The organism is Stenotrophomonas sp. Steno-Z1, assembly GCF_056393175.1.
In genome coordinates, this window is sequence record NZ_JBWJPB010000003.1 from 104543 (window position 1) to 130532 (window position 25990).

Annotated in this window: 26 protein-coding genes; 6 read left to right on the forward strand and 20 right to left on the reverse strand. The window is 68.8% G+C overall.

Annotation, left to right across the window (positions count from 1 at the left end; genetic code table 11):
- Positions 1-57: 57 nt before the first annotated feature.
- On the forward strand, positions 58-1014 hold the full coding sequence (locus tag AC06FD_RS11215) for a cation diffusion facilitator family transporter (RefSeq protein WP_478077831.1): 957 nt from the start codon (positions 58-60) through the stop codon (positions 1012-1014).
- Positions 1015-1030: 16 nt separating this feature from the next.
- Here AC06FD_RS11215 and AC06FD_RS11220 read toward each other — a convergent pair whose 3' ends face one another.
- Together AC06FD_RS11220 and AC06FD_RS11225 are read right to left on the reverse strand one after the other, a co-directional pair.
- Complete coding sequence (locus tag AC06FD_RS11220; RefSeq protein ID WP_478077832.1) at positions 1031-1330, reverse strand: MafI2 family immunity protein; 300 nt, start codon at positions 1328-1330, stop codon at positions 1031-1033.
- Positions 1331-1371: 41 nt separating this feature from the next.
- A complete protein-coding gene (locus AC06FD_RS11225; RefSeq protein ID WP_478077833.1) occupies positions 1372-2220 on the reverse strand; it encodes an AraC family transcriptional regulator in 849 nt (282 codons plus the stop codon).
- 110 nt (positions 2221-2330) lie between these two features.
- Here AC06FD_RS11225 and AC06FD_RS11230 point away from each other — a divergent pair, with 110 nt between their 5' ends.
- Complete coding sequence (locus AC06FD_RS11230) at positions 2331-2756, forward strand: organic hydroperoxide resistance protein (RefSeq protein ID WP_128096132.1); 426 nt, start codon at positions 2331-2333, stop codon at positions 2754-2756.
- Positions 2757-2982: 226 nt separating this feature from the next.
- Here AC06FD_RS11230 and mmsB read toward each other — a convergent pair whose 3' ends face one another.
- The 5 genes from mmsB to AC06FD_RS11255 are packed head-to-tail and all read right to left on the reverse strand — an operon-like array spanning position 2983 to position 8527.
- Positions 2983-3873 carry a 3-hydroxyisobutyrate dehydrogenase gene (mmsB, locus tag AC06FD_RS11235; protein ID WP_259206733.1) on the reverse strand — a complete coding sequence of 297 codons (891 nt, stop codon included), beginning with the start codon at positions 3871-3873 and terminating at the stop codon, positions 2983-2985.
- Positions 3870-5045: an enoyl-CoA hydratase/isomerase family protein gene (locus AC06FD_RS11240; RefSeq protein WP_478077834.1), complete on the reverse strand. Its 1176-nt coding sequence runs from the start codon at positions 5043-5045 to the stop codon at positions 3870-3872. Before AC06FD_RS11240 ends, mmsB begins: the two co-directional genes overlap by 4 nt.
- On the reverse strand, positions 5042-5839 hold the full coding sequence (locus AC06FD_RS11245) for an enoyl-CoA hydratase (RefSeq protein WP_478077835.1): 798 nt from the start codon (positions 5837-5839) through the stop codon (positions 5042-5044). The genes AC06FD_RS11240 and AC06FD_RS11245 overlap by 4 nt, the downstream gene beginning before the upstream one ends.
- On the reverse strand, positions 5836-6990 hold the full coding sequence (locus tag AC06FD_RS11250) for an acyl-CoA dehydrogenase family protein (RefSeq protein WP_478048551.1): 1155 nt from the start codon (positions 6988-6990) through the stop codon (positions 5836-5838). Before AC06FD_RS11250 ends, AC06FD_RS11245 begins: the two co-directional genes overlap by 4 nt.
- Positions 6991-7021: 31 nt before the next feature.
- The gene (locus AC06FD_RS11255; RefSeq protein ID WP_478077836.1) at positions 7022-8527 is read right to left on the reverse strand and encodes a CoA-acylating methylmalonate-semialdehyde dehydrogenase; all 1506 of its coding nucleotides are present in this window, start codon (positions 8525-8527) and stop codon (positions 7022-7024) included.
- 111 nt (positions 8528-8638) lie between these two features.
- On the opposite strand from AC06FD_RS11255, the gene AC06FD_RS11260 reads away from it, so the two are divergent.
- Positions 8639-10009 (forward strand): helix-turn-helix domain-containing protein, encoded by a 1371-nt coding sequence (locus tag AC06FD_RS11260; RefSeq protein WP_259206930.1) that lies wholly within the window; start codon positions 8639-8641, stop codon positions 10007-10009.
- 563 nt (positions 10010-10572) lie between these two features.
- Here AC06FD_RS11260 and AC06FD_RS11265 read toward each other — a convergent pair.
- From AC06FD_RS11265 to AC06FD_RS11325, 13 genes are all read right to left on the reverse strand, one after another.
- On the reverse strand, positions 10573-11010 hold the full coding sequence (locus tag AC06FD_RS11265; protein ID WP_478077837.1) for a hypothetical protein: 438 nt from the start codon (positions 11008-11010) through the stop codon (positions 10573-10575).
- A 373-nt stretch (positions 11011-11383) separates the two neighbouring features.
- Positions 11384-13321, reverse strand: coding sequence for an RpoH suppressor (locus AC06FD_RS11270; protein WP_478077838.1), 1938 nt, complete (start codon positions 13319-13321; stop codon positions 11384-11386).
- Between the two features lie 142 nt (positions 13322-13463).
- Positions 13464-14003 carry a lipocalin family protein gene (locus AC06FD_RS11275; protein WP_259206747.1) on the reverse strand — a complete coding sequence of 180 codons (540 nt, stop codon included), beginning with the start codon at positions 14001-14003 and terminating at the stop codon, positions 13464-13466.
- A 28-nt stretch (positions 14004-14031) separates the two neighbouring features.
- Positions 14032-15105 carry a cyclopropane-fatty-acyl-phospholipid synthase family protein gene (locus tag AC06FD_RS11280; protein ID WP_259206749.1) on the reverse strand — a complete coding sequence of 358 codons (1074 nt, stop codon included), beginning with the start codon at positions 15103-15105 and terminating at the stop codon, positions 14032-14034.
- Entirely contained in the window at positions 15102-15899 is a 798-nt protein-coding gene (locus AC06FD_RS11285; protein ID WP_478077839.1) for a DUF1295 domain-containing protein, read from the reverse strand. Before AC06FD_RS11285 ends, AC06FD_RS11280 begins: the two co-directional genes overlap by 4 nt.
- Positions 15896-16453 carry a DUF2878 domain-containing protein gene (locus AC06FD_RS11290; protein ID WP_449335980.1) on the reverse strand — a complete coding sequence of 186 codons (558 nt, stop codon included), beginning with the start codon at positions 16451-16453 and terminating at the stop codon, positions 15896-15898. The genes AC06FD_RS11285 and AC06FD_RS11290 overlap by 4 nt, the downstream gene beginning before the upstream one ends.
- Before the next feature lies 1 nt (position 16454).
- On the reverse strand, positions 16455-17711 hold the full coding sequence (locus tag AC06FD_RS11295) for a class I SAM-dependent methyltransferase (RefSeq protein WP_394162855.1): 1257 nt from the start codon (positions 17709-17711) through the stop codon (positions 16455-16457).
- Positions 17708-18475, reverse strand: coding sequence for a DUF1365 domain-containing protein (locus AC06FD_RS11300; RefSeq protein ID WP_259206755.1), 768 nt, complete (start codon positions 18473-18475; stop codon positions 17708-17710). Before AC06FD_RS11300 ends, AC06FD_RS11295 begins: the two co-directional genes overlap by 4 nt.
- Positions 18472-19752: an NAD(P)/FAD-dependent oxidoreductase gene (locus AC06FD_RS11305; protein WP_478077840.1), complete on the reverse strand. Its 1281-nt coding sequence runs from the start codon at positions 19750-19752 to the stop codon at positions 18472-18474. Before AC06FD_RS11305 ends, AC06FD_RS11300 begins: the two co-directional genes overlap by 4 nt.
- Before the next feature lies 1 nt (position 19753).
- Positions 19754-20713 carry an acyl-CoA desaturase gene (locus AC06FD_RS11310; protein ID WP_478077841.1) on the reverse strand — a complete coding sequence of 320 codons (960 nt, stop codon included), beginning with the start codon at positions 20711-20713 and terminating at the stop codon, positions 19754-19756.
- 82 nt (positions 20714-20795) lie between these two features.
- Positions 20796-21587, reverse strand: coding sequence for an anti-sigma factor (locus AC06FD_RS11315; protein ID WP_478077842.1), 792 nt, complete (start codon positions 21585-21587; stop codon positions 20796-20798).
- Complete coding sequence (locus AC06FD_RS11320) at positions 21584-22153, reverse strand: sigma-70 family RNA polymerase sigma factor (RefSeq protein WP_259206758.1); 570 nt, start codon at positions 22151-22153, stop codon at positions 21584-21586. The genes AC06FD_RS11315 and AC06FD_RS11320 overlap by 4 nt, the downstream gene beginning before the upstream one ends.
- Positions 22154-22223: 70 nt before the next feature.
- Positions 22224-23003, reverse strand: a complete 780-nt coding sequence (locus AC06FD_RS11325; RefSeq protein WP_478077843.1) for a hypothetical protein — start codon at positions 23001-23003, stop codon at positions 22224-22226.
- A gap of 150 nt (positions 23004-23153) precedes the next feature.
- Between AC06FD_RS11325 and pnuC the strand changes: the two genes are divergently transcribed.
- The 3 genes from pnuC (at position 23154) to AC06FD_RS11340 (ending at position 25949) form a co-directional block, all read left to right on the forward strand.
- Complete coding sequence (pnuC, locus tag AC06FD_RS11330) at positions 23154-23750, forward strand: nicotinamide riboside transporter PnuC (protein WP_478077844.1); 597 nt, start codon at positions 23154-23156, stop codon at positions 23748-23750.
- Positions 23743-24789 (forward strand): AAA family ATPase, encoded by a 1047-nt coding sequence (locus AC06FD_RS11335; RefSeq protein ID WP_478077845.1) that lies wholly within the window; start codon positions 23743-23745, stop codon positions 24787-24789. Before pnuC ends, AC06FD_RS11335 begins: the two co-directional genes overlap by 8 nt.
- A 104-nt stretch (positions 24790-24893) precedes the next feature.
- Positions 24894-25949, forward strand: a complete 1056-nt coding sequence (locus tag AC06FD_RS11340; protein WP_478077969.1) for a bifunctional nicotinamide-nucleotide adenylyltransferase/Nudix hydroxylase — start codon at positions 24894-24896, stop codon at positions 25947-25949.
- The last annotated feature ends 41 nt before the right edge of the window (positions 25950-25990 follow it).

Genomic DNA, 25990 nt, shown 5'->3' on the forward strand with positions numbered 1-25990 from the left:
ACCCGCGCGAGGGGCGCGCCGGGGGAGAATGCACCTCCCTGCACTGCCCGATGTCCGATGACCCCGCCCCGCGCTCGACCGTTCGACCCCACCACCGAACAAGGCGTATTGCGCCTGTCGATCGGCGCCTCGCTGGCGATGGCTGCCGCCGCGGTGGTGTTCGGCTTCCTGGCCAACTCCTCGTTGATCATCTTCGACGGCATCTACGGGCTGATCGACGTGGTGATGACCTGGCTGTCGCTGCTGGTGGTACGGCTCATCAGCCTTTCCACCCACGTGGACACCCTGCAGTCGCGCTTGAACCAGCGCTTCACCATGGGCTTCTGGCACCTGGAACCGATCGTGTTGGGGGTCAGCGGCACGCTGATGATCGGCGCGGCGCTGTACGCGGCGGTCAACGCGGTGGATGCGCTGATGGCCGGCGGGCGCGAGATCGCGCTGGGGCCGGCGATCCTGTTCGCGGTGCTGTCGATCATTGCCGAGATCGGGCTGGCGGTGTTCATCCGCCGGGTCAACCGCAGCATCGGCTCGGAATTCATCGCGCTGGACGGCAAGAACTGGGTGGTCTCGGCCAGCATGTCGGCCGCCTACCTGGTCGCCTTCGTCAGCGGCTGGCTGCTGGGCGATACGCGCTGGGCATGGCTGGTGCCCTACATCGATCCGGCGATCCTGCTGGTGGTGTGCCTGTTCGTGATGGTGGCCCCGCTGGGCACGGTGCGGCAGGCGCTGTCGGACATCCTGCTGATCACCCCGGTGGACCTGCAGGCGCACGTGGATGCGGTGGCACGCGACATCGTGGCCCGGCACGGCTTCCTCGAATACCGCAGCTACGTGGCCAAGGTGGGCCGGGGCGAGCAGATCGAACTGTTCTTCGTGGTGCGCGCCGATGATCCGCCGCGTGCGCTGCTGGAATGGGACCGGCTGCGCGATGAGATCGGCGAGGCGCTGGGCGAGGAATCCCCGGACCGCTGGCTGACGATCATGTTCACCACCGACCGGGAGTGGGCGATCTGAGGCGTACCCCGTGCTCCTAGAGGCGCGGCTTGCGCAGGAAGATCAGGAAGCCGTCGGCGGGTACCTCGGCGCGTGCCGATGCCACGATGCGATGCGATATGGACACGGTTGCGGGAAAGTCGGCCATCACCTCGGTCTCGATGCAGGAGATGTCCTCGACCCAGTCCTCCACCGCAGCTGCATCGATGAAGAACACCAGTTCGAAACCGGCCGCCCCGTGGAGCTGGCAGGCGACGGCGACGAGTTCGGGGAACACCTCCCCGAGCAGCGCGCGGCTGGTACTGAGGATGATGTTCGCGCGCAGGTTGCGTTCCATGACACGCCTCGATGCAGGTGGCAGGTCGCCGGTGCGACCGATCATACGGCCTCGCTACGTGGGGATGCCGCCATGGCCTGCTTCCACTGCCGCGGCGACTGCCCGGTCTGCACCTTGAAGGCGCGCGACAACGCCGCCTCGCTGCCGTAGCCGACGTCGATGGCGATGCGCTTGAGCGGCAGGCCCTTGCGCAGCGCCTGCTGCACCAGGCGCGTGCGCCAGCCCTGCAGATAGTGGCCGGGCGTGCTGCCGATGGTGTCGCGGAAGCTGTCGGCGAAGGCGCTGCGCGACATGCCGGCGCGCTGCGCGAGCGACTCCAGCGTCCACTCCCCGGCCGGCGATTCATGCATGGCCACCAGCGCGTGGCGCAGGCGCGGATGGGCCATGCCGGCGAGCAGGCCGACACGCAGTTGGCCGCTTTCCATCAGCGCGCGCAGGATCTGGATCAGCACCACCTCGAACAAGCGGTCGAGCAGTGCCTGGCGGCCGCAGCGCTGGGCGAAGGCTTCCTCGAACAACACCGACAGGATGGGCTGGCCGCCATGGAGCTGGTCCAGTGGCAGGCAGATGACCGGCGGCAACGCCGCAGCCACCGGATGGGTGCCGGCACCTTCGAACTGCAGGTGCGCGCAGGCGAAATCGGCGCCGCGCCGGGGATCGGTGACGAAGCGGTGGGCAAGCGGGCGCGGGTAGAGCAGTACGCTGGGCTGGTCGATCTGCAGCACCTTGCCATCGGCATGCTCGACGCGGACCTGCCCCTCGCGGATGAGATGGAGCTGGCCGCGCTCGCCGTCGGCGGCCAGGTCGTTGATGCCGCACAGCGGGCCGGCGTGGAAGACTTCGGCAGTGACTGCAAAACGACTGAGCAGGGATTGCAGGCGGTCGACCATTTGGACGCTCGATCAAGTTTGATAGACGAAATGTAACCCAACGTACCCCTGGAGCGGTCAAAGTACACCTGCCATCTGGCCCACCCCCGTTCACGCCACAGGAGATTCCCATGTCCATCGAAAAGGTTCTGTACACCGCCACCGCCACCGCTACCGGCGGCCGTGAAGGCCACGCCACCTCCTCCGACAACGTGCTGGACGTGCAGCTGTCCACCCCGCGCGAGCTGGGCGGCGCGGGCGGCCCGGGCACCAACCCGGAGCAGCTGTTCGCCGCCGGCTACTCGGCCTGCTTCCTGGGCGCGCTGAAGTTCGTGGCCGGCCAGGCCAAGGTTGCGCTGCCGGCCGAAACGGCGATCACCGGCAAGGTCGGCATCGGCCAGATCCCGACCGGCTTCGGCATCGAAGTGGCGCTTGAGATCTCGGTCCCGGGCCTGCCGCGCGAGCAGGTGGAAGAACTGGTGCAGAAGGCGCACATCGTGTGCCCGTACTCCAATGCGACCCGCGGCAACATCGACGTGACGCTGACCGTTGCCTGATGCCGCAGGTGCCCTACCGGATCACGGACGGCACCAACCGCACGGGTAAAAAAATGGGCGGCTGCCTGGCTGGATAGCCTGGCAACCGCCCATCCCACCGCGGTGGATCCCGGGCAAGGCCACGGGATGCATCTGGTGCCGGGTGCCTACCGAGGGTCGATGCCACGGGCATTCCCCGGAGGTGTCGGGGTCCATACGATTGCCGGCCAGCGGCCGGCACGACCGGCTATTTCTCGTTTGCGATCAGCTGCACGACGCTGGAGAAATCCAGCTTGCCGCGGCCCGCCTGGTGGTTCATCGAATACAGGTTGCGGGCCAGTTCGCCCAGCGGGATCGACGCGCCGACGCTCATCGCCGCTTCCACCGCCAGGCCCATGTCCTTGAGCATGAGGTCGCTGCCGAACCCACCGCTGTAGCCGCGCGACGCGGGTGCGTTCTCCAGCACGCCCGGCCACGGGTTGCACACTTCGGTGGCCCAGCTGCGGCCGGTGCTGACCGCCATCATCTGCGAGAGCACCTTCGGGTCCAGCCCATGCGCGACGCCGAGTGCGATCGATTCGCCGGTGACGGCCATGATCACGCCGAGCGCCATGTTGTTGCACAGCTTGGCGACCTGGCCGGCACCGCTGGCGCCGACGTGGAAGATGTTCTTGCCCATCGCCTGCAGGATCGGGCGGGCGCGTTCGAGCGCCTCGGCTTCACCGCCGACAATGAAGGTGAGCGTGCCGGCCTGGGCCCCTGCCGTACCACCGGAGACCGGCGCGTCGAGCATCTGCAGGCCACGCGCGGCGGCCGCTTCGGCGACCTTGCGCGCGGTGGCCGGGGCGATCGTGCTGCAGTCGATGACCAGCGCGCCCCCGGGGATGTCGCCGAGCAGGCCGTCATCCCCCAGGTACACGCCTTCGACGTGGCGGCTGGCCGGCAGCATCGAGATCACGATCTCGGCGTCGGTCAGGGTGTCCAGCGCGGAATGCGCGGCGCTGGCGCCGGCATCGACGGCAGCCTGCACGGCGGCGGGCACCAGGTCGAACACGCGCACGGCGTGGCCGGCCTTGGCCAGGTTGGCGGCCATCGGGCCCCCCATGTTGCCCAACCCGATGAATGCAATACGGCTCATGCGTGGCTCCTTTCAGGGACGGTGGCACCGAGGTCGACCAGCGGATGCGCTGCGTCGGACCAGGGGGATACGAAGAAGGTGCGGGCCCATTCGGCGGTGGCGTCAGCCAACGTGCGCGGCTGCCACTGCGGGTTGCGGTCCTTGTCGATCAGCAGCGCGCGGATGCCTTCGGCGAAGTCGCCATGGGCGGCCGCATGCAGCGCGGCGATGTACTCGATGCGGTAGACCTCGGCCAGCGAGGCGCCCTCGGCCAGACGCTGCAGCTCGAATGCCAGCCGCGCCGAGCCGGGTGCACCGGCGGCAAGCGTCGCTTTGGCGGTGCTCAGCCAGGCATCGTCCGTCTCCAGGGCAAGAATCTCCTCGACGATGGCGCCGACGTCGTCGCCCTCGCACAGCGCATCGATCGTGGCGGCATTACGCAACAGCGGGCCGGTGGCCGCGTCGCTGGCGTGCTGCTGGAGCAGCGCGGTCAGTTGTTCGTGGTTGCGCCTGGCCTCGTTGCTCCAGTGCACGCCTGCCAACGCGTTGAACACGGTCTCGCGCTGCGCCTCGGCGATGTGGATGTCGGCCAGGCCGGCGTAGATCGCATCGCCCGGGTTGAGCGGTGCACCGGTCAGGGCCAGGAACAGGCCGCCGTGGCCGGGCACGCGCGGCAGCAGCCAGCTGCCGCCCACGTCCGGGAACAGGCCGACGGTGATCTCCGGGAAGGCCAGCTTGGAGCGCTCGCTGACCACGCGGTGGCTGGCGCCGGACATCAGCCCGATGCCGCCGCCCATGACGATGCCGTGGCCCCAGCACAGGATCGGCTTGGGGTAGGTGTGGATGGCGTAGTCGACGCGGTATTCCACATCGAAGAACTCGGCGGCGTAGGCGTTGTCGCGGATGTCGGTGCTGCCGCTCGCGCGGTAGTCGACCATGCTGCGGTACAGGCTGTGCAGGTCGCCGCCAGCGCAGAACGCTTTCTCGCCCGCGCCCTGCAGCACCACCAGCGCGATGCCCTCATCGTCGGCCCAGGCTTCCAGCCGCTCGCGCAGCAGGTGCGCCATCGGCAGCGAGAACCCGTTGAGGGTGCGCGGGGCGTTGAGCGTGGCGATGCCGATACGCGTGCCATTGGCGGCGACCCGCTCTTCGAACACTACCGGCGCCTCGTCGCTGGCGACGGCGGTACTCATGCGTTCTTCCACTGCGGGGCGCGCTTTTCCAGGAAGGCGTTGACGCCCTCGGCCTGGTCGGCACGGTCGAACAGATCCACGAAGGCCTCACGCTCGGCCACCAGCGCCGAGGCGTGGGTGCCGCTGCGGGTAGCCTGGACCAGGGTCTTGCAGGCGGCGATGCTGGTCGGGCTCTGCTTGCCGGCCTTGTGCGCCCAGGCCAGCGCCAGCGCCTTGGCTTCGCTCTTGCCGACCTTCTCTTCGACCAGGCCGATGCGCAGCGCGGTATCCGCGTCGATGCGCTCGCCGAGCAGGATCATGCGCTTGGCCCAGCCTTCGCCGACCAGGCGCGGCAGGTTCTGGGTGCCACCGGCGCACGGCAGCAGGCCGACGGTGGCCTCCGGCAGTGCGACCTGGGCGTGTTCTTCGATGATGCGCAGGTCGCAGGCCAGCGCGCATTCCAGGCCACCGCCCATCGCGTAGCCGTTGATCGCGGCGATGGACACGCCACGGAAGCCGGACAGCGCCTCGAAGGCTTCGCCGAAGCGGCGCGCGGCTTCGCGGGCGGCCGCCTTGTCGCCGGAGGCGAACTGCTTGAGATCCGCGCCGGCGGAGAAGAACTTCTCGCCGCCACCGGTGATCACCAGCGCATAGATGCCGGCGTCGGCATTGAGCGCGCCGACCAGGTCGCGCAGCGCCGACAGGCTGTGCACGGTCCAGGTGTGCGCGGGGGGGTTGTCCAGGGTGACCACAGCGACGTGGCCATCGGCCTCGACCTTCAGGCCGGTGTGATCATGCGTGCGCCAATCCATCATCGCAGTTCCTCGTCGGTATTGAGCAGGTGGCGGGCCACGATCACACGCATGATCTCGTTGGTGCCCTCCAGGATCTGGTGCACGCGCGAGTCGCGCAGCAGCCGTTCAATCGGATATTCGCGGATGTAACCGTAGCCGCCGTGGATCTGCAGTGCGTCGTTGCAGATGTTGAAACCGGCATCGGTGGCGAAGCGCTTGGCCATCGCGCACCACACGTTGGCATCGCCGGCACCGGCATCGAGCTTGCGCGCGGCGGTGTGCACCATCTGCCGTGCGGCGACCAGCTGGGTGGCCATGTCGGCCAGCTTGAACTGCAGCGCCTGGAACTCCGACAGCGCCTTGCCGAACTGGCGGCGCTCGCCCATGTAGCGGCGGGCGGCGTCGACGGCGCCTTGGGCCGCGCCCAGCGAGCAGGCGGCGATGTTGATGCGGCCACCATCCAGGCCCTTCATGGCCAGCTTGAAACCGCTGCCTTCCTCGCCGAGCAGATGGCTGACCGGCACGCGCACGTTTTCGAAGGTGATGCCGCGGGTCGGCTGGCTGTTCCAGCCCATCTTCTCTTCCTTGCGGCCGTAGCTGATGCCCGGCAGGTCGGCCGGCACCGCGATCGCGCTGATGCCGCCCGCACCGGCGCCGCCGGTGCGCGCCATCACCACCAGCAGTTCGGTGGCACCGGCGCCGGAGATGAAGGCCTTGGAACCGTTGAGGACGTAGTGGTCGCCGTCGCGCACCGCGCTGGTCTTCAGCGAGGCCGCGTCCGAGCCGGCACCCGGTTCGGTCAGGCAGTACGAGGCCAGCTTGCTGCCGGACGAGAGGTCCGCACCCCATTCGGCACGCAGGCTCTCCTGGCCCCACTTGGCCACCATCCACGACGCCATGTTGTGGATGCTGATGTAGGCCGCGGTGGACGGGTCCACGTTGGCGAGCTCCTCGATGACGACGGCGGCGTCCAGACGGCTCAAGCCGCTGCCACCGACCTCGGGGTCCATGTACAACCCACAGAACCCGAGTTCCCCTGCCTTGGCGATCGCCTCGCGCGGAAAGATGCCCTCCGCATCCCATCGCGCGGCGTGCGGCGCCAGTTCGGCCTGGGCGAAGTCACGCGCTGCCTCTCTATAGGCCTGCTGCGCTTCGTCGAGTTCCGTCGTCATCGAGTGGCTCATGGTCGAACTCCGTTGTTGCTTATTTCAGGCTGATGGTGGTGTTGACGCCATGACCCAGCGTCTCGTCGTCGAACCAGCGCGAGGTGATCGTCTTGGTCTGGGTGTAGAACATCACCACCTGCTTGCCGTACGGGCCCAGGTCGCCGAGCTTGGAGGCGCGCGAGCCGGTGAACGAGAACAGCGGCACCGGCACCGGGATCGGCACGTTGATGCCGACCTGGCCGACGTCGATGTCTTCCTGGAACTTGCGCGCCGCCGCACCGGACTGGGTGAACAGCGCGGTGCCGTTGCCGTTCGGGTTGGCGTTGATCAGTTCGATGGCGTCTTCCAGCGTCTCCGCTTCCAGGATCACCAGCACCGGGCCGAAGATTTCCTCGTCGTACACGCGCATGCCCGGCTTGACGCCGGCGAAGATGGTCGGGCCGACGAAGTTGCCCTTCTCGAAACCGTCTACCTGCGGGTTGCGGCCGTCGAGCACGAGCTTGGCGCCCTGCTCCACGCCCGAGGCGATCAGGCCTTCGACACGCTCACGCGCGGCACAGGAGATGACCGGCCCGACATCGGTACCGGCCACGCTGCCGGCGCTGACTTTAAGGGTCTTGGCCTTGGCGACCAGGTCCTGCACCCACTCCCGCGCTTCGCCCACCAGCACCAGGGTGGAGGCCGCCATGCAACGCTGGCCGGCGGCACCGAAGGCGGCGCCCACCATCGCGTTGAGGCTCTGCTCCTTGTTGGCGTCCGGCAGCACCACGGCGTGGTTCTTGGCGCCCATCATGCACTGCACGCGCTTGCCGGCCAGCGAGGCACGGTTGTACACGTGGGTGCCGACGCGGGTGGAGCCGACGAACGACACGGCCTTGATGTCCGGGTGATCACAGATCGCGTTGACCACGTCTTCGCCGCCGTGGACGACGTTCAGCACGCCCTTGGGGATGCCCGCTTCCAGGGCAAGCTCGACCAGGCGCATGGTGACCATCGGGTCCTGTTCGGACGGCTTGAGGATGAAGGTGTTGCCGGTGGCGATGGCCATCGGGAACATCCACAGCGGGATCATCGCCGGGAAGTTGAACGGGGTGATGCCCGCGCACACGCCCAGCGGCTGCAGCAGGGTGTAGGTGTCCACGCCGTTGGCCACGTTGTTGGCCAGCTCACCCAACTGCAGGTTGCCGATGGCGGCGGCGTGCTCGACCACTTCCAGGCCGCGGAACACATCGCCCTCGGCATCGGGCACGGTCTTGCCCTGCTCGGCGGACAGGATGTGGGCCAGCTCGCTCATGTTCTCGCGGATCAGCTGCTGGTACTTCAGGAAGATGCGCGCACGGGTGCCGATCGGGGTCTTGCGCCAGGTCTTGAACGCTTCCTTGGCCGAGGCGACGGCGGCGTCGACTTCGCTGGGGGTGGCGAACGGAACCTGGGCCAGGACGTCCTGGGTGGCCGGGTTGACCACGTTCTGCCAGTGCGAGCTGGCCGATTCGATGAACTGGCCATCGATCAACATGCGGATACGGGGCGCTGCAACAGTCATGGACAATCCCGAGGGGTCGAAAGTTGTTGGCATTATTCACAGTGCCGCCCTCGATTTCCGGCCTGTATGCGCTTAATCTGGCCAATGCCCGCTACGATTCTTGTGAATTCTGTGAATAGCCAGCCTCCCCATCGCCAGCTCGGCCTGCGCCTGCTCAAGCTGCGCGAGCAGCGTGGCTACAGCCAGGTCGATCTGGCCCGGGCGCTGGGGCTGTCGGCCAGCTACCTGAACCAGATCGAGCGCAACAAGCGCCCGCTGACCCCGGCGGTGCAGCAGAAGCTGCGCGACGTGTTGGGCGACGTTTCCGGGTTGTTCGAGGGGGATGAGCCCGGGGCGTTGCAGGAGGCGCTGGGCGAGACGCTGCGCGACCTGGGCCTGGACGATGTGAGCAGCACCGAGCTGCGCGCGATGGCCGGCAACCTGCCGCAGGTGAGCCGTGCCCTGCTCGACCTGCACCGCCGCCACCTGGTGCTGCGCGAACATGCGGCCGCGCTGGAGTTCCAGCTGGGCGACGTGCACGCCGGGCAGACGCTGCCGGCCGGCGACCAGGTGCGCGACTTCTTCAACCGCATGCACAACCACATCCCCGAGCTGGACGACCTGGCCGAGCAGCTGTTCGGCGAATGGGGGCTGGTGGCCGGGCATGTGGCACCGCGCCTGCGCCAGCTGTTGGCCGACCGCCACGGCGTGCTGGTGGAGGTGGGGCCGTTGCAGGCCGGGCGCGAGAAGCGGGTGTACGACGGGGGAAGCCGCACGCTGTGGCTGCCCGATTACCTGGAGCCGGGCCAGCAGGCGTTCCAGATGGCCGCCGAGCTGGCCCTGCTGGGGTATGCGGCGCAGATCGATGCGGTGATCGCACGTGCCGGGTTCCGTGACGCCGAGCAGATCGCGCAGGCGCGGATCGGCATGTCCAACTACTTCGCCGGTGCGCTGGTGATGCCGTATGCGCAGTTCCTGCGCGCCGCCGAGCACAGCAGCTACGACATCGATGCGCTGGCGCACCGCTTCGGCGTGGGCTTCGAGGCGGTCTGCCATCGCTTGAGCACGCTGGCGCGGCGCAGTGCGCCCGGGCTGCCGTTTTTCTTCATCCGCGTGGACCGCGCCGGCAATGTGTCCAAGCGCCACTCGGCGACCGACTTCCATTTCTCGCAGGTGGGCGGCTCGTGCCCGCTATGGATCGTGTACGAGGCCTTCAACCAGCCCGGCCGGGTGCTGACCCAGACCGCGCGCATGCCCGATGGGCGCCGCCACTTCTGGCTGGCGCGGCAGGTGAGCAGTGGCCCGATCGGGCATGGGCAGCCGCGCAAGACCTTCGCGGTCGCGCTGGGCTGCGACCTGCAGCATGCCGAGCGCCTGATCTACTCGCGCGGGCTGGATATCCAGAGCCCGGGCAACTCGGTATCGATCGGTCCAGGCTGCCGGGTGTGCCCGCGCGAAGATTGCATGCAACGCGCCTTCGCGCAGCTACCCGGCCGCGGGTAGAGTCGACCGTTGGTCGACTTCCATCCGACGCCGGAAAGGGTCGACCCCCGGTGCGAAGAGCAGCCGACCAACGGTCGGCTCTACCGACGCCGGGAAGATTCGACCCGCCGTAGAGTCGACCGTTGGTCGACTTCCATCCGACGCCCGAGAGGTTCGACCCCCGGTGCGAAGAGCAGCCGACCAACGGTCGGCTCTACCGGCGCTGGAAGGGTTCGACCCTGCGTAGAGTCGATCGTTGGTCGACTTCCATCCGACGCCGGGAAGGTTCGACCACCGGTGCGAAGAGCAGCCGACCAACGGTCGGCTCTACCGGCGCCGGGAAGGTTCGACCCGCCGTAGAGTCGACCGTTGGTCGACTTCCATCCGACGCCGGAGAGGTTCGACCACCGGTGCGAAGAGCAGCCGACCAACGGTCGGCTCTACCGGCGCCGGAAAGGTTCAACCCGCCGTAGAGTCGACCGTTGGTCGACTTCCATCCGACGCCGGGAAGGTTCGACCACCGGTGCGAAGAGCAGCCGACCAACGGTCGGCTCTACCGGGTCGGCGCCCTCGGCGTTGACGCCCTAATCCCAAAACACCGAGAAGACCTGGAACCCCTCGGCCGGTACGGGTGCTGCGGCATGCTGGCCATATGGCCAGCCGGTGCTGGCACCGTCAGATTCCAGGCCGTCCAGCCATGTCAGCACGGTGGGCTCGTCGGCGCAGGTGAGGATGTGGATATTTTCCGCTGCGGGCCACTCGGTGTCGTCTTCCAGCGCCATGCCCCAGTCCTGGTGCAGACCGACATACACGCCCTGTACGTCCGGGCGCGCGGCGATGGCCTGGAAGCGTGCGTACAGTTCGCCGATGGGCGGGCGCCCGAACTCCCATTGGTTCGGCGCTATCGACGCTTCCTGGTCATTGCCAGTGAAATATGCATCCAGTGGAACCACGGGCAGATGATCGGGGTCGAGCGCGTCGAGGTGTTCGAGTGTCTGCAGCAGTGCCATGCGTGGGGTCATGCGGTTCCATCCTGGTAAGCGCGGGGGCCGGGGAGCATAAACCGGTCGTGCCGGCTGCCGGGTGTGCCCGCGCGAAGATTGCATGCAGCGCGCCTTCGCGCAGCTGCCCGGCCGCGGGTAGAGTCGACCGTTGGTCGACTTCCATCCGACGCCCGAGAGGTTCGCCCCCCGGGGCGAAGAGCAGCCGACCAACGGTCGGCTCTACCGGCGCCGGACAGGTTCAACCCGCCGTAGAGTCGACCGTTGGTCGACTTCCATCCGAGGCCGGGAAGGGTCGCCCCCCGGTGCGAAGAGCAGCCGACCAACGGTCGGCTCTACCGGCGCTGGCGGCCACCGGTCGGTTTCACCGGATCGGGAAGCGCCCTGTCCCGGCTCAATACATCGGCGTGACCTTCATCTGCGGAAGCGGGCGCGGCGCGCCGTCGGTGAGGTCGGGGCCGAGGTCTTCCCAGTGCTGGCCCTGCTCGACCATGTGCCGCCACAACCGCTGCGATTCGCGCCGCTTGTCCTCCGAGCCCAGCCGATAGGACGGCGGGGGCGGTTCGCCGGTTGCCACGCTCTGGTAGGCATCGGTCCAGGCCGCCACGCGCTGGGCCGGATCATCGGTACGCGCGATTTCCAGCGTGTAGCGCTGGTACGCCGAGGCCAGGTTGCGCCAGCGGATCCAGTAATGGTTGTGGAAGGAGAAGCTGCAGAAGCGCTCGCCGGCCACGCTGCCCTTGGCGGCAATGCGGCCCAGCACCTCCTGCGGCATGTCCAGGTTCATGCCGCCCTCGTCGCCCTGCAGCGAGACGTGCACGATGCGGTCGCGATAGCCCGGTGCGCGCGCCTGCAGCACGTCGCGCCAGTTCTGCATGGTGGTGACGATGGAGAACAGGAACCCGGACATCTCCGCGGCGGCCAGCGGCCGGGCGATGGCATGGTAACTGCGCTGCCAGCCCTGGCGGTTCTCGGTGGGCAGGAACACGGCATGGTCGATCTGCGCGTGCTCGTCCTGCGCGTCGCTGGCCAGCACGCTGACCGCATCGGCATGCCGCGGGTAGACCAGGTTGATGCCGAACGTCGGCCAGCGCGGCAGCGCGGCATCGAACAGGTGGATCGGGAAATTGCTGCTGATGCCGCCATCGGAGAACCAGCACACGCGGAAGGCGGTGATGGCCGAGCCACAGGCCTGCCCACCGCTGGTCAAGCCTTCCATGCTCTCGGCGACATGCGGATTGTGCGGCGCGGAGGCAGCGTCGGCCTGCGGCTCGCAGCGACGTTCACGGCGTGCCGGCTCGTGCAGCGGCACGGCGCTGATCAACATCGGGAAGCTCAGGCTCATGCGCGTGGCGACCAGCACCGGCAACTGGTCGCCATCGACCAGGCGGTAATAGTCGCGGCCATCGACATGCACGGCGGCACCGGCACGGGCCACCAGCCACGCCACCACGCTGGCCGGGAACAGCTGGGCGAATTCTTCGCGCAGGAACCAGAACTGGGCGCCACTGAAGGGCAGCGTGCGCGGCTCGGTATGCGAAATGCAGGTGGTGATCATCTGCAGGGTGATCGCGTGCGGACCGGCCGGCTCGCCGGCGTAGCGCGGCGCCTGGTGCAGGTCGCCGAAGGTGAGCGGTTCATCCAGCGGCTTGCCCGAGAGCATCTGCAGGCGCTCGTGCAGCCAGTCGGTCAGGGCCGGCACCGAAGCGTCGGCCTGGGTGCTGCCATTGCACAGCCCCAACAGGTTGCGCCGTGCTACCCGTGCCACCCGCAGCGCGGCCGCCAGCACGCCGGCACCGTAGGCGCACAGCAGCGACGGCAGCAGCGTGGCCCACACGCCGTCGATCCCACCGGCCAGCCAACCGATGCCGAGCAGCCCGAGCAGCGTGCCCAGCAGTTCCAGGGGCGCGATCGCGAACACGGCCGCGAGCAGGCAGGCCAGCTTGCGCGAGAGGCCCGCCTTGCCGGTGAGCATGACCAGCAGCCGGTAGGCCGTGCGCGCACCATACGCCGGCTGGAACAGGCTGTAGATGAACCCACGCGTGGACAGCTGCGCCGACACCGCCGCCAGCCCCGGGAAGCCGACCTGGCCGGCGACCGGCTGGCCACTGTAGCGGCGGCGGTCGCCCAGTGCCGCCGCCGCCGCGACCGCCGCGGCGATCGCCCCGGCCGAGGTGCCGCCGATGCTTTTGAAGCGGTACTGGCGGGCCAGCGACAGCACCGCGTTGGGATACACGATGCCGCTGGTGATGCCGCCCTTCATGACCAGATCGCAGTACTTGTCCGCCACGTCGCGCCCTCTGTCCACCCACCGCGCGCCCTGCCCGCGCATGCCCCCGTCCGTGGGCCTTCGGCGCCTCCGTGCTGCTGCAGTGTGGCGCCCGCGTGTGCCCGCACGGTGACGGGATGTACAGGCGGGGCCAGGGGGACAGTATCGCCGACCGGCTTCTCAGGGCCTGAGAACCGCGCCGCAGTTACGGCTGCTTCACCCCGCCGGACTGCGGCACGCGCCGCAGCTTGGACAGGTCATAGCCGAGCGCGGCGATACGGGCGGTGGCCTTGTTGTAGTCCGCGTCGGACATCTTCGGCGTGCGCGACATCAGCCACACATAGTCGCGCTTGCTGCGCCCGACGATGGTCTGCTGGTAGTCCGCATCCAGGTACACGATCACGTACTCGGCCTTGATCGGCCAGATGAACTGCATGCCCCACTCGGCCCCGTTCGTGCCCGGCTTGACGGTGCCGACCGGATGCATGGTCTTGACCGGCGCCTCGAAGCTGCCCTTGCGGTAGCGGAAGGTGGTCTGGATGCGACCGTCCGGGCGCAGCGCGTAGGACTCCACCGCATCGAACGCCTCGCGCTCGGGTCGGCTGGGGATGTGGGCGATCACGTACCAGTCGCCCATGAAGCGCGGCACGTCGACCTCGGCGACCGGGGGAATCGGACGGGAATTGCTGCCGCAGCCCAGCATCAGGCTGGCCAGCAGCAGTGGAACGATGGCGCGGACGGACATGGCAGGATCCTCATGGCGGGGGGTGCGATCACGGGCGGGCGAACAGGTAGTGGGCCACCTGCCATTGCTGGCCGTTCTGGTAGCCGAACAGCTCGGCGCAGGCCATCCAGAACATGCGCCAGCGTTGCGCCCACAGCGCCGCCGACGGGGCGCCGTAGCACTGGCCCATGATCTCCAGCACCGCATCGTGGTGCCGGTCCTGGTTGGCCAGCCAGTGGTTGGCGGTGCGCTCGTAGTGGGTGCCGTCCAGCAGCCAGCGCTGCTGCAGCTGCAGGTGCTGCTGGAAGCACAGCAGGGTGTCGGCGGCAGGCATCAGGCCACCGGTGAAGAAGTGGCGACCCATCCAGTTGTCCTCGCCCTCGGTCTCGAACGGGTACATCAGCGTGCGGTGCACGAAGATATGCACGAACAGCTTGCCTTCCGGGCGCAGCCAGCCGTGGATGCGCTGCAGCAGCTGCTGGTAGTTGCGCATGTGCTCGAACATCTCGATCGACACGCAGCGGTCGAACGTGCCGGCATCGAGCACCAGGTGGTTGACGTCGCGGGTGAGCACATTGACGTTGTCCAGGCCGCGCAGGCGGCACTGCGCCAGGATGTGCTCGCGCTGGCTGTTGGAGTTGGATACGGCGGTGATGCGCGCGTTCGGGTAGCGCTCGGCCATCCACAGGGTGAGCGAGCCCCAGCCACAGCCGAGTTCCAGGATGTACTGGCCATCGGCCAGTTCCGCACGTTGCCCGTACAGCGCCAGCATCGCGTCTTCTGCCTGGTCCAGGCTCTCGCTGCCGGTGGGGTAGTAGCAGCTGCTGTACTTCAGGCGCTTGCCCAGGCACAGCTCGAAGAAGCGCGCCGGCACCTCGTAGTGCTGGCGGTTGGCGGCATCCACATGCAGGGCCACCGCGCTGCGCGACAGCCCGGCGATACGCTCGGCGAAGCGTTGCGACTGCGCCTGCTGGCCACCGGCCATCTCCTCGCGCAGGCGCTGTTCGCATTGGCGGCGGATGCCCAGGCGAAGCAGCGCGTCGGGGAGGACCCCGCGCTCGGCCAGGCCGGTCAGGCCCGCGGCGTAGTCGGGCGCGGGCAGGGAGTCACTGGCGGCGTTCACGGGGACGGCTCCTTGGGGGAATGCGGGGTACGGGTGGGAAACCAGGGGAACAACATCGGCGTGGTGCGCTGGTAATCGCGGTAGTCCTCGCCACGGGTGCGCAGCGCCTGTGCCTCGGTGAACGGAATGCCGCTCACCCAGCGCAGGAACACGTACATCACCAGCGGGCCGGACCAGGCCAGCCACCACAGCGGCGACTGCACCGCCAGCAGCACGTAGGTGAACCAGTGCAGCCATTCGAAGAAGTAGTTGGGATGCCGCGAGTAGCGCCACAGGCCGGCGCGGCAGGTCTTGCCCTTGTTGGCCGGATCGGCACGGAAACGCGCCAGCTGGCGGTCGGCGACGGCTTCACCGCCGACGCTGAGCAGCCATACCGCCACCGCGCCGACGATCCAGCCGATCCCGTCGCGCTGCGGGTTGTGCGCGACCGCCACGAACGGCAGGGCGAACAGCACGATCAGCAGCGCCTGGAACTGGAAGAAGCCGAAAATCTTGCCCTGGTGCCCGTTCCAGTGCGCGCGCAGGTGCTGGTAGCGCCCGTCTTCCGGTTCGCTGCGCACGCGGTGCCACAGGTGCAGGGCCAGCCGCGATCCCCACAGCCCACCCAGCACGGCCAGGGCTGTGCGCGGCGCGGCGGCACCGTCGCCGAGCAGGGCCAGCAGCAGCGCCGAGGCGCCCACGCCCTTGGCCCAGAGCACGTCGACCACGCCGATGTTCTGGTGGCGGCGCTGCCACCACCACCCCCAGGTCATGATCACCGCGGCATACAGCCACACCCACCACAACAACTTCATGCGTGTTCTCCCGATCGATCCGCAAGGGGGTGCAGCGGCGTGCGCTGCCAGTGACGGGCGCAGGCCGCGAGCAGCGGCAACGCCATCGACCAGCCGATACCGAGCAGGGCCACGCCCTGCCAACGCGGTTCGGTGAAGCTCACCGACGACCAGCCACGCGCGGCCGACAGGTACGCCAGTGGTGCCAGCAGCAGCCCGACCAGGGCGGCGATGCGCAGGTGCCGCTGCAATACCGCGAAGGACACCGTGAGGGTCATCGCGAACGCGGCCCACAGCGCCAGGATCCACACCGGTGCCAGCCAGGCCGGGTCGTTGCCGGCGGCGTACTGCACCCAGCCCGAGCCGGCGGCCACCCCATCGACCAGCAGCCCGCACAGCAGCGCCACGCCGAGCAGGCGGAGCTCCACGCCCGGCTGCGGCGACAGCGCCAGCTGGCTGCCCACGTACACCGCGGCTGCCAGCAGCGCCGGCCAGCGCAGGCCGTGCCCGGCCCCGATCACCGCGCACAGCCAGACCCCCTGGTTGCCGATGACGTTGGCCCAGAAGCGCAGCATCTCAGGTGGCCTGCTGCAGCAGGGACGGCCGATAGTCCGGCCGCGCCATCAGCAGGTGCGAGACCCCGATCGAGCGCTCCAGGAAGCCGCCTTCGCAGTACGCCAGGTAGAACTCCCACATGCGGATGAAGCGCTCGTCGAAGCCCTGTGCGCGCACCGCCGGCAGCTGCGCCAGGAAGCGCTGCCGCCAGGCGCGCAGGGTGAGCGCGTAGGAAGTGCCGAAGTCGTGCTGGCCGATCAGCTGCAGGTCGCTGCTGCGGGTCTTGGCGGCGATGATCGCGTTGATCGAGGGAATGAAGCTGCCGGGGAACACGAAGCGCTTGATGTAGTCCACGCTGCGCCGCGCCTGTTCGTAGCGCTGGTCTTCGATGGTGATCGCCTGCAGCAGCGCCAGGCCATCCGGCTTGAGCAGGCGGGTGAGCGTGTCGAAGTAAGTGTCGAGGTACTGCGCGCCGATCGCCTCGATCATCTCGATGGAGACCAGCTTGTCGTATTGGCCCTCCAGGTCGCGGTAGTCCTTCAGCAGCAGGGTTACTTTGTCCTGCAGGCCGGCCGCGTCGACCCGCTGTTTGGCCAACGTGTACTGCTCCACCGAGATGGTGGTGGTGGTGACGCGGCAGCCGATCTCGCCGGCGGCATACAACGCGAAGCCGCCCCAGCCGGTACCGATCTCGACCACGTGGTCGTCGGCAGTGAGCTGCAATTCCTCGCAGATGCGCGCCAGCTTGCGCCGCGAAGCGACCTCCAGCGGGTCGGTGGGCGCGGCATACAACGCCGAGGAATACATCAGGTCGCTGGACAGGAACAACGAGAAGAACGGATTGCCCAGGTCGTAGTGCGCGGCGATGTTGCGGCGACTGCCCTCGCGGGTGTTGCGGCGCAGCCGGTTCCAGCCCTTCAGCAGCCACCCACCGACACGCGCCACGCCACGCTCCATGCCGTCTAGCAGGTCGCGGTTGCGCACCAGCAGCTGCACCAGCGCGACCAGGTCGCTGCAGCGCCACTCGCCGCGGATGTAGGACTCGCCGGCACCGACGCTGCCCTGGGCGGCCACGGCGCGGTAGAAGGCCGGGTCGTCCACCCACACCGTCACCTTCAGTGCGGCGGCAGGATCGCCCAGCAGCACGTCACCGCCGGCATCGCGCAACTGCAGGCAGCCACCGTGCAGCGGCGCAAGCTGGGCAAGCAGGCGCGCGCGCAGGAAGCGCTCCAGCGCACTGGGCAGGGGCACGGCAACCGGCCGGGTCATGTCGTTCATGGGCGTTTTCCAGCAAGCGAAGGGTGGTCGTGGACGGGGTTGCGCTTGAGCCACAGGCGCAGTGCCTGCCAATGGATGGCGGCTACCACCTGCAGGGTCATCAGCGGAAAGCGCAGCAGCACGCCGGCCAGCCCGCGCGCGGTGATGGGATGGCGTTGCAGCATCAGGTCGGCGTCGAACTGGCGCTCGCCGCCGCGCCAGACCTGCATGTGCACGTGCAGGTCCTGCCCGGGCGCGGTGAAGCGCCAGCGGTAGCGGCAGTCCATCGGCATGAACGGGGAGACGTGGAACTGCTTGTCGAACTCCCACGCCAGCGCGCGGCCGTTGGCATCGGCCGCGGCCACCGGCAGCACGTAGGCGTGGCGTTCCTTCCAGGGCGTGTTGGTGATCTCGGCGACGATGCAGTCCAGGGTGCTGCCATCGGCCGCATAGCAGTAGTAGAAGCTGACCGGGTTGAAAGCATGGCCGGCATAGCGCAGGTGGGTGAGCAGGCGGATCGGGCCCTGCGGCGCGCGGCCCAGCGCGTCGGTGATGCGCGCGCGCACCGCGTCGGCGAGCGGCTGGGCGGGGTCGCCGAGGTAGTCGCTGCGGCGGAACTCGGCCAGGTTGCGGCGCCCCACCGACCACAGCCAACGCCGCCGGAACACCGTGTCCAGCTCGTCCAGGTCGAGCAGCAGCTGCGCCACCGGATAGCCGAACGCGTGCGGGTGGGGGGCATGCCGGCGGTGGCGCATGCGGCCGCGGTAGAGCGCGCTGGCACTCATGCCGGCTGCGCCTGTGCCAGCGGCCAGTACGCGTCGGCATCCAGTGCCTGCAACGCATCCACTACGCGTCGCGCGCTGCGGATGCCGTCTTCGTGGAAACCCCAGCCCCAGTACGCACCGGCGAACCAGGTGCGGCGACGGCCCTGGATCTCGGCCCAGCGTTGTTGCGCGCGCACCATCGCGTGGTCATGCACGGGGTGGGCGTACTGCAGGCGGCGCAGAACCCTGTCCGGATCGATCGCGTCGGTGCGGTTCAAGGTGACCACCAGCGGCGTGGGCGTGTCGATGCCCTGCAGCTGGTTCATCAGATAGCTCACCGTGCAGGGTGCCATCGGCGCGGCCGGCACGTGCGCGTTCCAGGCCGCCCAGGCCTTGCGGTTGCGTGGCAGCAGGCGCGCATCGGTGTGCAGCACCACCTCGTTGGGCTGGTAGCGGATGGCGCCGAGCACGCTGCGCTCGGCCGGGTCGGCATCGGACAACAGCGCCAGGGCCTGGTCGCTGTGGCAGGCCAGCACCATCTGGTCGAAGCCTTCCAGGCCGGCGGCGCTGTGCACGCGCACGCCGTGTTCGTGGCGCTCGACGCCGAACACCCGGCAGTCCAGCCGCTCACGCACCTGCCAGCGCCGGCGCATGGCCTCCACGTAGCGTGCCGAGCCCCCCTGCACCACCCGCCACGGCGCGCGGCCGCTCACCTGCAGCATCTGGTGGTTGGCCATGAACTGCACCAGGTAGCGCGCCGGGAACGCGGTCAGGCTGGCGGTAGGGGAGGACCACAGCGCCGAGGCCATCGGCAACAGGTGCTCATCGATGAAGGTGCGGCCATACTTGCCGGCGGCAAGGTAGTCGCCCAGTGAAGGGCCTTCATCGTCGCCCTGCAGCAGCGCCGGGGCCTCGCGGTAAAAGCGGCGCAGGTCGGCCAGCATGCCCCAGAAGCGTGGCGAGACCAGGTTGCGACGCTGGCAGAACAGGCCATCGAGCGAGGTTGCGTTGTACTCGCGCCCGCTGCGCTCGCTGTGCACCGAGAAACTCATGGTGGTCGGCTGCGAGGCGACGTTGAGTTCGTCGAACAGCGCGGTGAGCAGCGGGTAGTGCAGCGGGTTGAACACGATGAAGCCGGTGTCCACCGCGTGGCTGGCGCCATCCACGTGCACCTGGTGGGTGTGGGTGTGGCCGCCGAGGTAGTCATTGGCCTCGAACAGGGTCACTTCGTGCTGCTGGCCCAGCCACCAGGCGCTGGCCAGGCCGGCGATGCCCGATCCGATCACGGCGATACGCATGTCAGTGCTCCGCCTTGGCCAGCACCCAGGCCGGCACCGGTTTGAGGTCGCTCACCAGGCGCAGCGCCGCCATCAGGCGCAGGCCGTACCAGGTGAGGTCCACTTCCCACCAGTAAAAGCCCTGGCGCGCGGTGCCCGGGAAAAAGTGGTGGTTGTTGTGCCAGCCTTCGCCGAAGGTGAGCAGCGCCAGCCACAGGTTGTTGCGGCTGTCATCGCCGGTGGCGAAGCGCTGGCGGCCGAAGCGGTGCGCCAGCGAATTGATGGTGACCGTGGCGTGGAACAACACCACGGTGGAGATGAAGAAGCCCCACACCAGCATCTGCCCGCCGCTGGTGCCCCAGGACGGAGCGATGCGTTCGAGCAGTGCGCCCAGGCCGAACAGCGCGGCGGCCAGCGCGATCGGCACCAGCGTGTCGAAGCGGTCCAGCCAGCGCAGCTCGGGGTACCTGGCCAGGTCCGGGATGCGGTCCCAGTCGGTGCGGAAGCCCTCGGTGGTGAGGAACCAGCCCATGTGGCTCCACCAGAAGCCATGCACGCCGGGCGAATGCGGATCGGCGGCGGTATCGGTGTGGCGATGGTGATTGCGATGGTGCGCGGCCCACCACAATGGCCCGCGCTGCACGCTGGACGCGCCGATCAGCGCGAAGACGAACTGCACCGCGCGCGAGGTCCGGAAGGTGCGGTGCGAGAAGTAGCGGTGGTAGAAGGCGGTGATCGCAAACATGCGCACTGCGTACAGCGCCACGGCCACGCCCACCGCGACCCACGACACCCCCACCCAGATCACGGCGAAGCAGGCCAGGTGCATCGCGGCGAAGGGGATGGCGCGCAGCCAGTCCACGCGCGTGGCCGCATCGGCAGCCACCGGCGTGTCGGCACTGGTATCGAACCAGCGCCGCACGGTGGCCCAAGGGCCACGACGGGGCTTGCGTGCTGCAGCAGTGGCGGGTCCGGCCGACATTTCGCGCATCTCCTGGCGTTCTTGTCAGGAGATACGGGAATCAGGGCCATCCGGATGCACGAATCCGGAAATAAAACGTGCTTTACAGCGTCGCGATGTCGCCCTTGGCAACAATCGGCCCGGTCGGGACACCCTGCGGTGCGCCGCCGGCCGGTTCCAGCGTGACCGCGAGCACAGACCCGTTCACCAGCGCATCACGCAGTGCGTCGGGCACCGTCACGGTATGGGCGCGGTTGATCGACACCAGGCCCAGCGAACGCGGCGCGCCACCAGCCGGAATCAACCACAGCTCGGGCGCGCGTCCAGCCGCGTCGGCCGCCGTCGGCACCGGCACCATCAGGACCTTGCCTTGCGACTTGTCCACCGACGCGAGCCAGCCGGGGCTGCCATCGTCGTGCAGCAACGGGGTGACCGGTCGGGTCGCCTGCTCCGGTTCGGCCGGCGTCGGCGACGCGGTCGGTGTGACCGCCACCGGCGTGGTCACCGGCGCCGGCGCCACCGGCTCCAGCTCGCGGCGGCTGAACACCGCCACCAGCGCCACCACCGCAGCCAGCGCGGTCATGCCCTGCCAGAAGCCGGTGCGCTGCCACGCGCGCGGTGCGTGGGTCGATACCGACGACCAGCCCAGCGAGGTGCGGATACGTGGCCACAGATGCGCCGGGACGGCTTCGCTGCCCATCGCGTCCAGCATCGGGGCCAGGCGGTGTTCCCACTGCGTCACCAGCCGGGCAAAACCGGGATCGCTGGCGATGCGACGCTCAACGTCCGCCCGCTGGCCCGCATCGAGCACGCCCAACACGTACTCGCCGGCCAGGATGTCGGCACTGGGCGGCCGGCCGTCGTCAGGCAGATCGTGGCGGTCGCGGAGGTTCATTGCTCCAGGCACACCCGCAGTTGGCCCAGGCCGCGGCGGATCCAGCTCTTCACCGAACCCAGCGGCGAGCCGATCCGGCGCGCCAGTTCCTCATAGCTGGCGCCCTCCAGGAACGCCAGCTGGATCAGCGAGCGCCGGCGGGGCTCCAGCGTGTCCAGGCAGCCGTCCAGGCGCTGTCGATCGGAGGCCTGTTCGGCCACCTGCGCCGGTTGCGGGGCGAAATCGGGGATTTCATCGGCTACCGACAGGTCGTCCAGCGGACGCGGTGGCGCCGCGCGCAGGCGATCGATCGCGCGGTTGCGCGCCATCATCGACAACCAGGTCATGGCCCCCGCCTTGGCACGATCGAACTGCGCAGCCTTGTGCCAGACGCGGGTAAAGACGTCCTGCAGCACCTCTTCGGCATCGCTGCGGTCGCGCAGTACGTGCAGGCAGATCGCGAACAGGCGCCCCGACGCCAGCTGGTAGACCGACTCGAACGCCTGGCGATCGCCAGCGGCGACCCGGCCGAGCAGCTCGTCGAGGCGCCGCGCGGCGCCGGATTCGGCAGTGTCCAGCTCAGGCATCGCAGGCTCAATGTCGGCGGGGGGACTGCCCGCATCGTCGTCGCTGCGCGGGGCCTGCGCAAGGGGGCCCTCAGCCGGTGCATGCCGCCACCAGCTGCTGTTGCCGCGCCGCAGCCAGTTCGGCGGCGCTCGCCGCGACCGGCGCATCGGGGAATTCAACCCGCACCTGCGGGTAGCGGCCGCGTTCATCACGCACATTGCCGGTGCCGCTGAACTGCAGCAGGCGCGGGTTGTTGCGTGCGTAGACCAGGTTCACCGCCGGCACCGCGAAACCGAACCATGCATCCAGGCGCATCTGCAGCTGCTCGGCTGGTTGGCCCTGCCACGTCACCGCGCTGCCGCGCTGCAGCTTCAGCGGCACCAGCCGCTGGCGGCTGGGCAGCAGGAACTGGAACGCCACCGGGCGCCCGGCCTGCAGGGCGTCCCAGTGGCCAAGCACGGCTGCGTCGAACCCGGCATCGACCACCGCGTCCGGCGGAATCGCGATGGTGCGGCTGACCCGGTCGGCGCGGGCGTCTTCACGCACATACACGGTGCGCGTGGCGGCGTTGCCCTGCAGGCCTTCCTGGTAGCCGCTGCGCGCGTCCTCGAAGGCGAAATCCGGCGTCTGCGCGCTGCCCCGCGGGGTCATCCACTTGCGCGCGAAGGGCCGGCCATCGGCGCAGCGGTACAGCACCAGCCGCGCGCGCGCCGTGGGCGGGCCCTGCAACCAGTGCGTCTCGCGGTACAGCAGGCGGCCATCGGCCGGCGCGAAGGCCCGGCCTTCCTGGCGCTGCACCTGCTGGGCGGCAGCGGGCAGGACCGGGCACAGCAGCAGCAACAGCAACGGGGGCAGAGGGGGGCGGCGCATGCGTGGCTCCACGTGGGGTTCGTGGGCAGATACGCAGCCAGCGGCGCGGCGGATGCAGTGGCTCGTCCCACGTAAACTTGGCGGCCCCGGTTTCCAAGACGCCCCCATGCCGTCGCTCCACCCTGCACACCACCTGCCCGGCGCGCTGGCATGACCAGCGCCCTGGAAATCACCGCCAACCTCACCGTGGCGGCCTCGATCCTGCTGGCTGGGCGCAACAGCGTGCATACCTGGTGGACCGGCATCATCGGCTGCACCCTGTTCGCGCTGGTCTTCCACGACGCCCGGCTGTACGCCGACGTGGTGCTGCAGGGCGTGTTCGTGTTGACCAGCGTGATCGGCTGGTGGCAATGGCTGCGCGGCGACCACGGGCACGCGCTGCCGATCACCCGCGTGCAGGTGCGCACGCTGGGCTGGATGCTGCCGGCCGCAGTGCTGGCCAGCGTCGGCTACGGCCTGCTGCTCCACACCTGGACCGATGCCTACGCGCCGTTCCTGGATTCGGCCGTCCTGGTGCTGAGCGTGGTGGCGCAGCTGTTGATGATGCGCCGCAAGCTGGACGCGTGGTGGTTCTGGCTGCTGGTCAACAGCATCGCCATCCCGCTGTATGCCAGCCGCGGCCTGCACCTGACGGCCGTGCTGTACGTGCTGTTCTGGATCAACGCGCTGGTCTCGCTGCGGCATTGGCGGCGTCTGATGCGCGCCGCGGCTGCCGGCGCGGTGGCGGCGGAGCCCACGCATGGCTGAGCGCTTCGCCACCGGCCTGGTGGTGGGCAAGTTCAGCCCGCTGCACCGGGGCCACCAGGCGTTGATCGACCACGCGCTGGCGCAGTGCGAGACGGTGTTGCTGCTGAGCTGGAGCCAGCCCGAGCTGCCCGGCTGCGATGCATCGCGACGCGACGCGTGGCTGCAGGCGCTGTACCCGCAGGTTACGCGGCTGGTACTGCACCCTGCGCGCCTGGCCGCGCTCTGTGCGCAGCGCGGCGTGCCGGTACGGCCGCTGCCGGACAACGGCGATGACGACACGGCGCAGCGCACGTTCGTGGCCTGGGTATGCACCGCGCTGTGGGAGCGTCGGGTGGATGCGGTCTTCACCAGCGAAGACTACGGCGAGGGTTTCGCCGCTGCCCTGCAGCAGCATTTCAGTGCACAGGCCGGTGTGCAGTGGCCGGTCGCGCACGTGTGCCTGGACCCCACGCGCAGCAGGATACCGGTATCGGGCACCGCGCTCCGGCGCGATCCACATGCACTGCACGCCTTCCTGCACCCCCGCGTGTACGCCGATTTCGTCGGGCGCATCGGCCTGCTCGGCGGCGAATCCAGCGGCAAGACCACGTTGGCGGCCGCGCTGGCCACCCGGTTGCAGACGACCTGGGCCGCTGAGTTCGGCCGCGAACATTGGGAGGCGCGCGGCGGCGCGCTGACCTATGACGACTTGCTCTACATTGCACGCGTGCAGGTGGCGCGCGAGGAAACGCTGTCGACCACGGCCAACCGCTGGCTGGTGTGCGACACCACGCCGCTGACCACGCAGCTGTACTGCGAGGTGATGTTCGGCCGCGTCGAGCCGGCGCTGCACGCGTTGGCGCAACGTCGCTACGCCCATCTGTTCCTGTGCGCACCGGATTTCGCGTTCGTGCAGGATGGCACCCGCCGCGACGCAGCCTTCCGCCAGGCGCAGCACGACGCCTACGTGCAGGCGCTATCGGCGCAGGGCGTAGCGTTCCATGTCCTGACCGGCCCCGTGCAGCAGCGCATCGCGCAGGTGCTGCAGATCCTCGGCTGAACACCCGGCCCGCATGACGCCGCCGACGTTGACGCCGTTTGGCAGAGGAGTAGCATTGGCATCAGCCAAGGGACAGACCCGCGGCATACACAACGACATGGGGGATTCTCATGGAATACGACTATCTGGTTTTCATCGGGCGTTTCGAGCCCTTCCATAACGGCCATGCCGCCGTTGCCCGCCTCGCACTGAGCCGGGCCAAGAAGCTGATCTTTCTGGTCGGCTCTGCCGACACCCCCCGCAGCCTCCGTAATCCCTGGACCGTGGCCGAACGTGCCGTGATGATCCAGGCCGCGCTGGAAGGTGCCGGCGAGCGTCTGCTGATCCGTCCGCTCAAGGACCATCTGTACAACGAAGCCCAGTGGATCGCCGGTGTGCAACGCACGGTGGCCGACGCTGTCCGCGCCGATGGTCACGGGGGCGATGCCAGGATCGGCCTGGTCGGGATGGACAAGGATGATTCCAGCTATTACCTGCGCGAGTTCCCGCAGTGGCCGCTGGTCGATGTACAGCACACCGAAACCTTGTCGGCCACCGAGCTGCGCCGTTACCTGTTCGAGGCCGGCAGCGTGGATTTCCATGGCGCGCTGCTGATGCTGCGCGGCAACGTGCCCGCACCGGTGTACGCCATGCTCGAAGCGTTCCGCAAGAGCGGGCCGGCCTATGCCCAGCTGGTGGCCGAGTACCAGTTCATCGAGCAGTACAAAGCGGCCTGGAAGGACGCGCCATACGCGCCCACCTTCGTCACCACCGATGCCGTGGTGGTGCATTCGGGCCACGTGCTGCTGGTGCGTCGCCGTGCCGAGCCCGGCAAGGGGCTGTGGGCGCTGCCGGGCGGGTTTGTCGGCCAGCAGCAGGGCCTGCTGGACAGCTGCCTGCGCGAACTGCGCGAGGAGACCCGGCTGAAGATACCGGCGCCGGTACTCAAGGGGTCGCTCAAGGGCCAGCATGTGTTCGACCACCCCGAACGCAGCCAGCGCGGCCGCACCATCACTCACGCCTTCCATTTCGATTTCCCGGCTGGCGAACTGCCGGCGGTACGCGGCGGCGACGATGCCGACAAGGCGCGCTGGATCCCGGTCAGCGAGGCGCTGGACATGGGGCCCAAGCTGTTCGAAGACCATCTCCACATCCTGGAGTTTTTCCTGGGCCGGGGCTGATCCCTGCCTGTTCCGCCGGCGGATAGACCGCCGGCGTCACC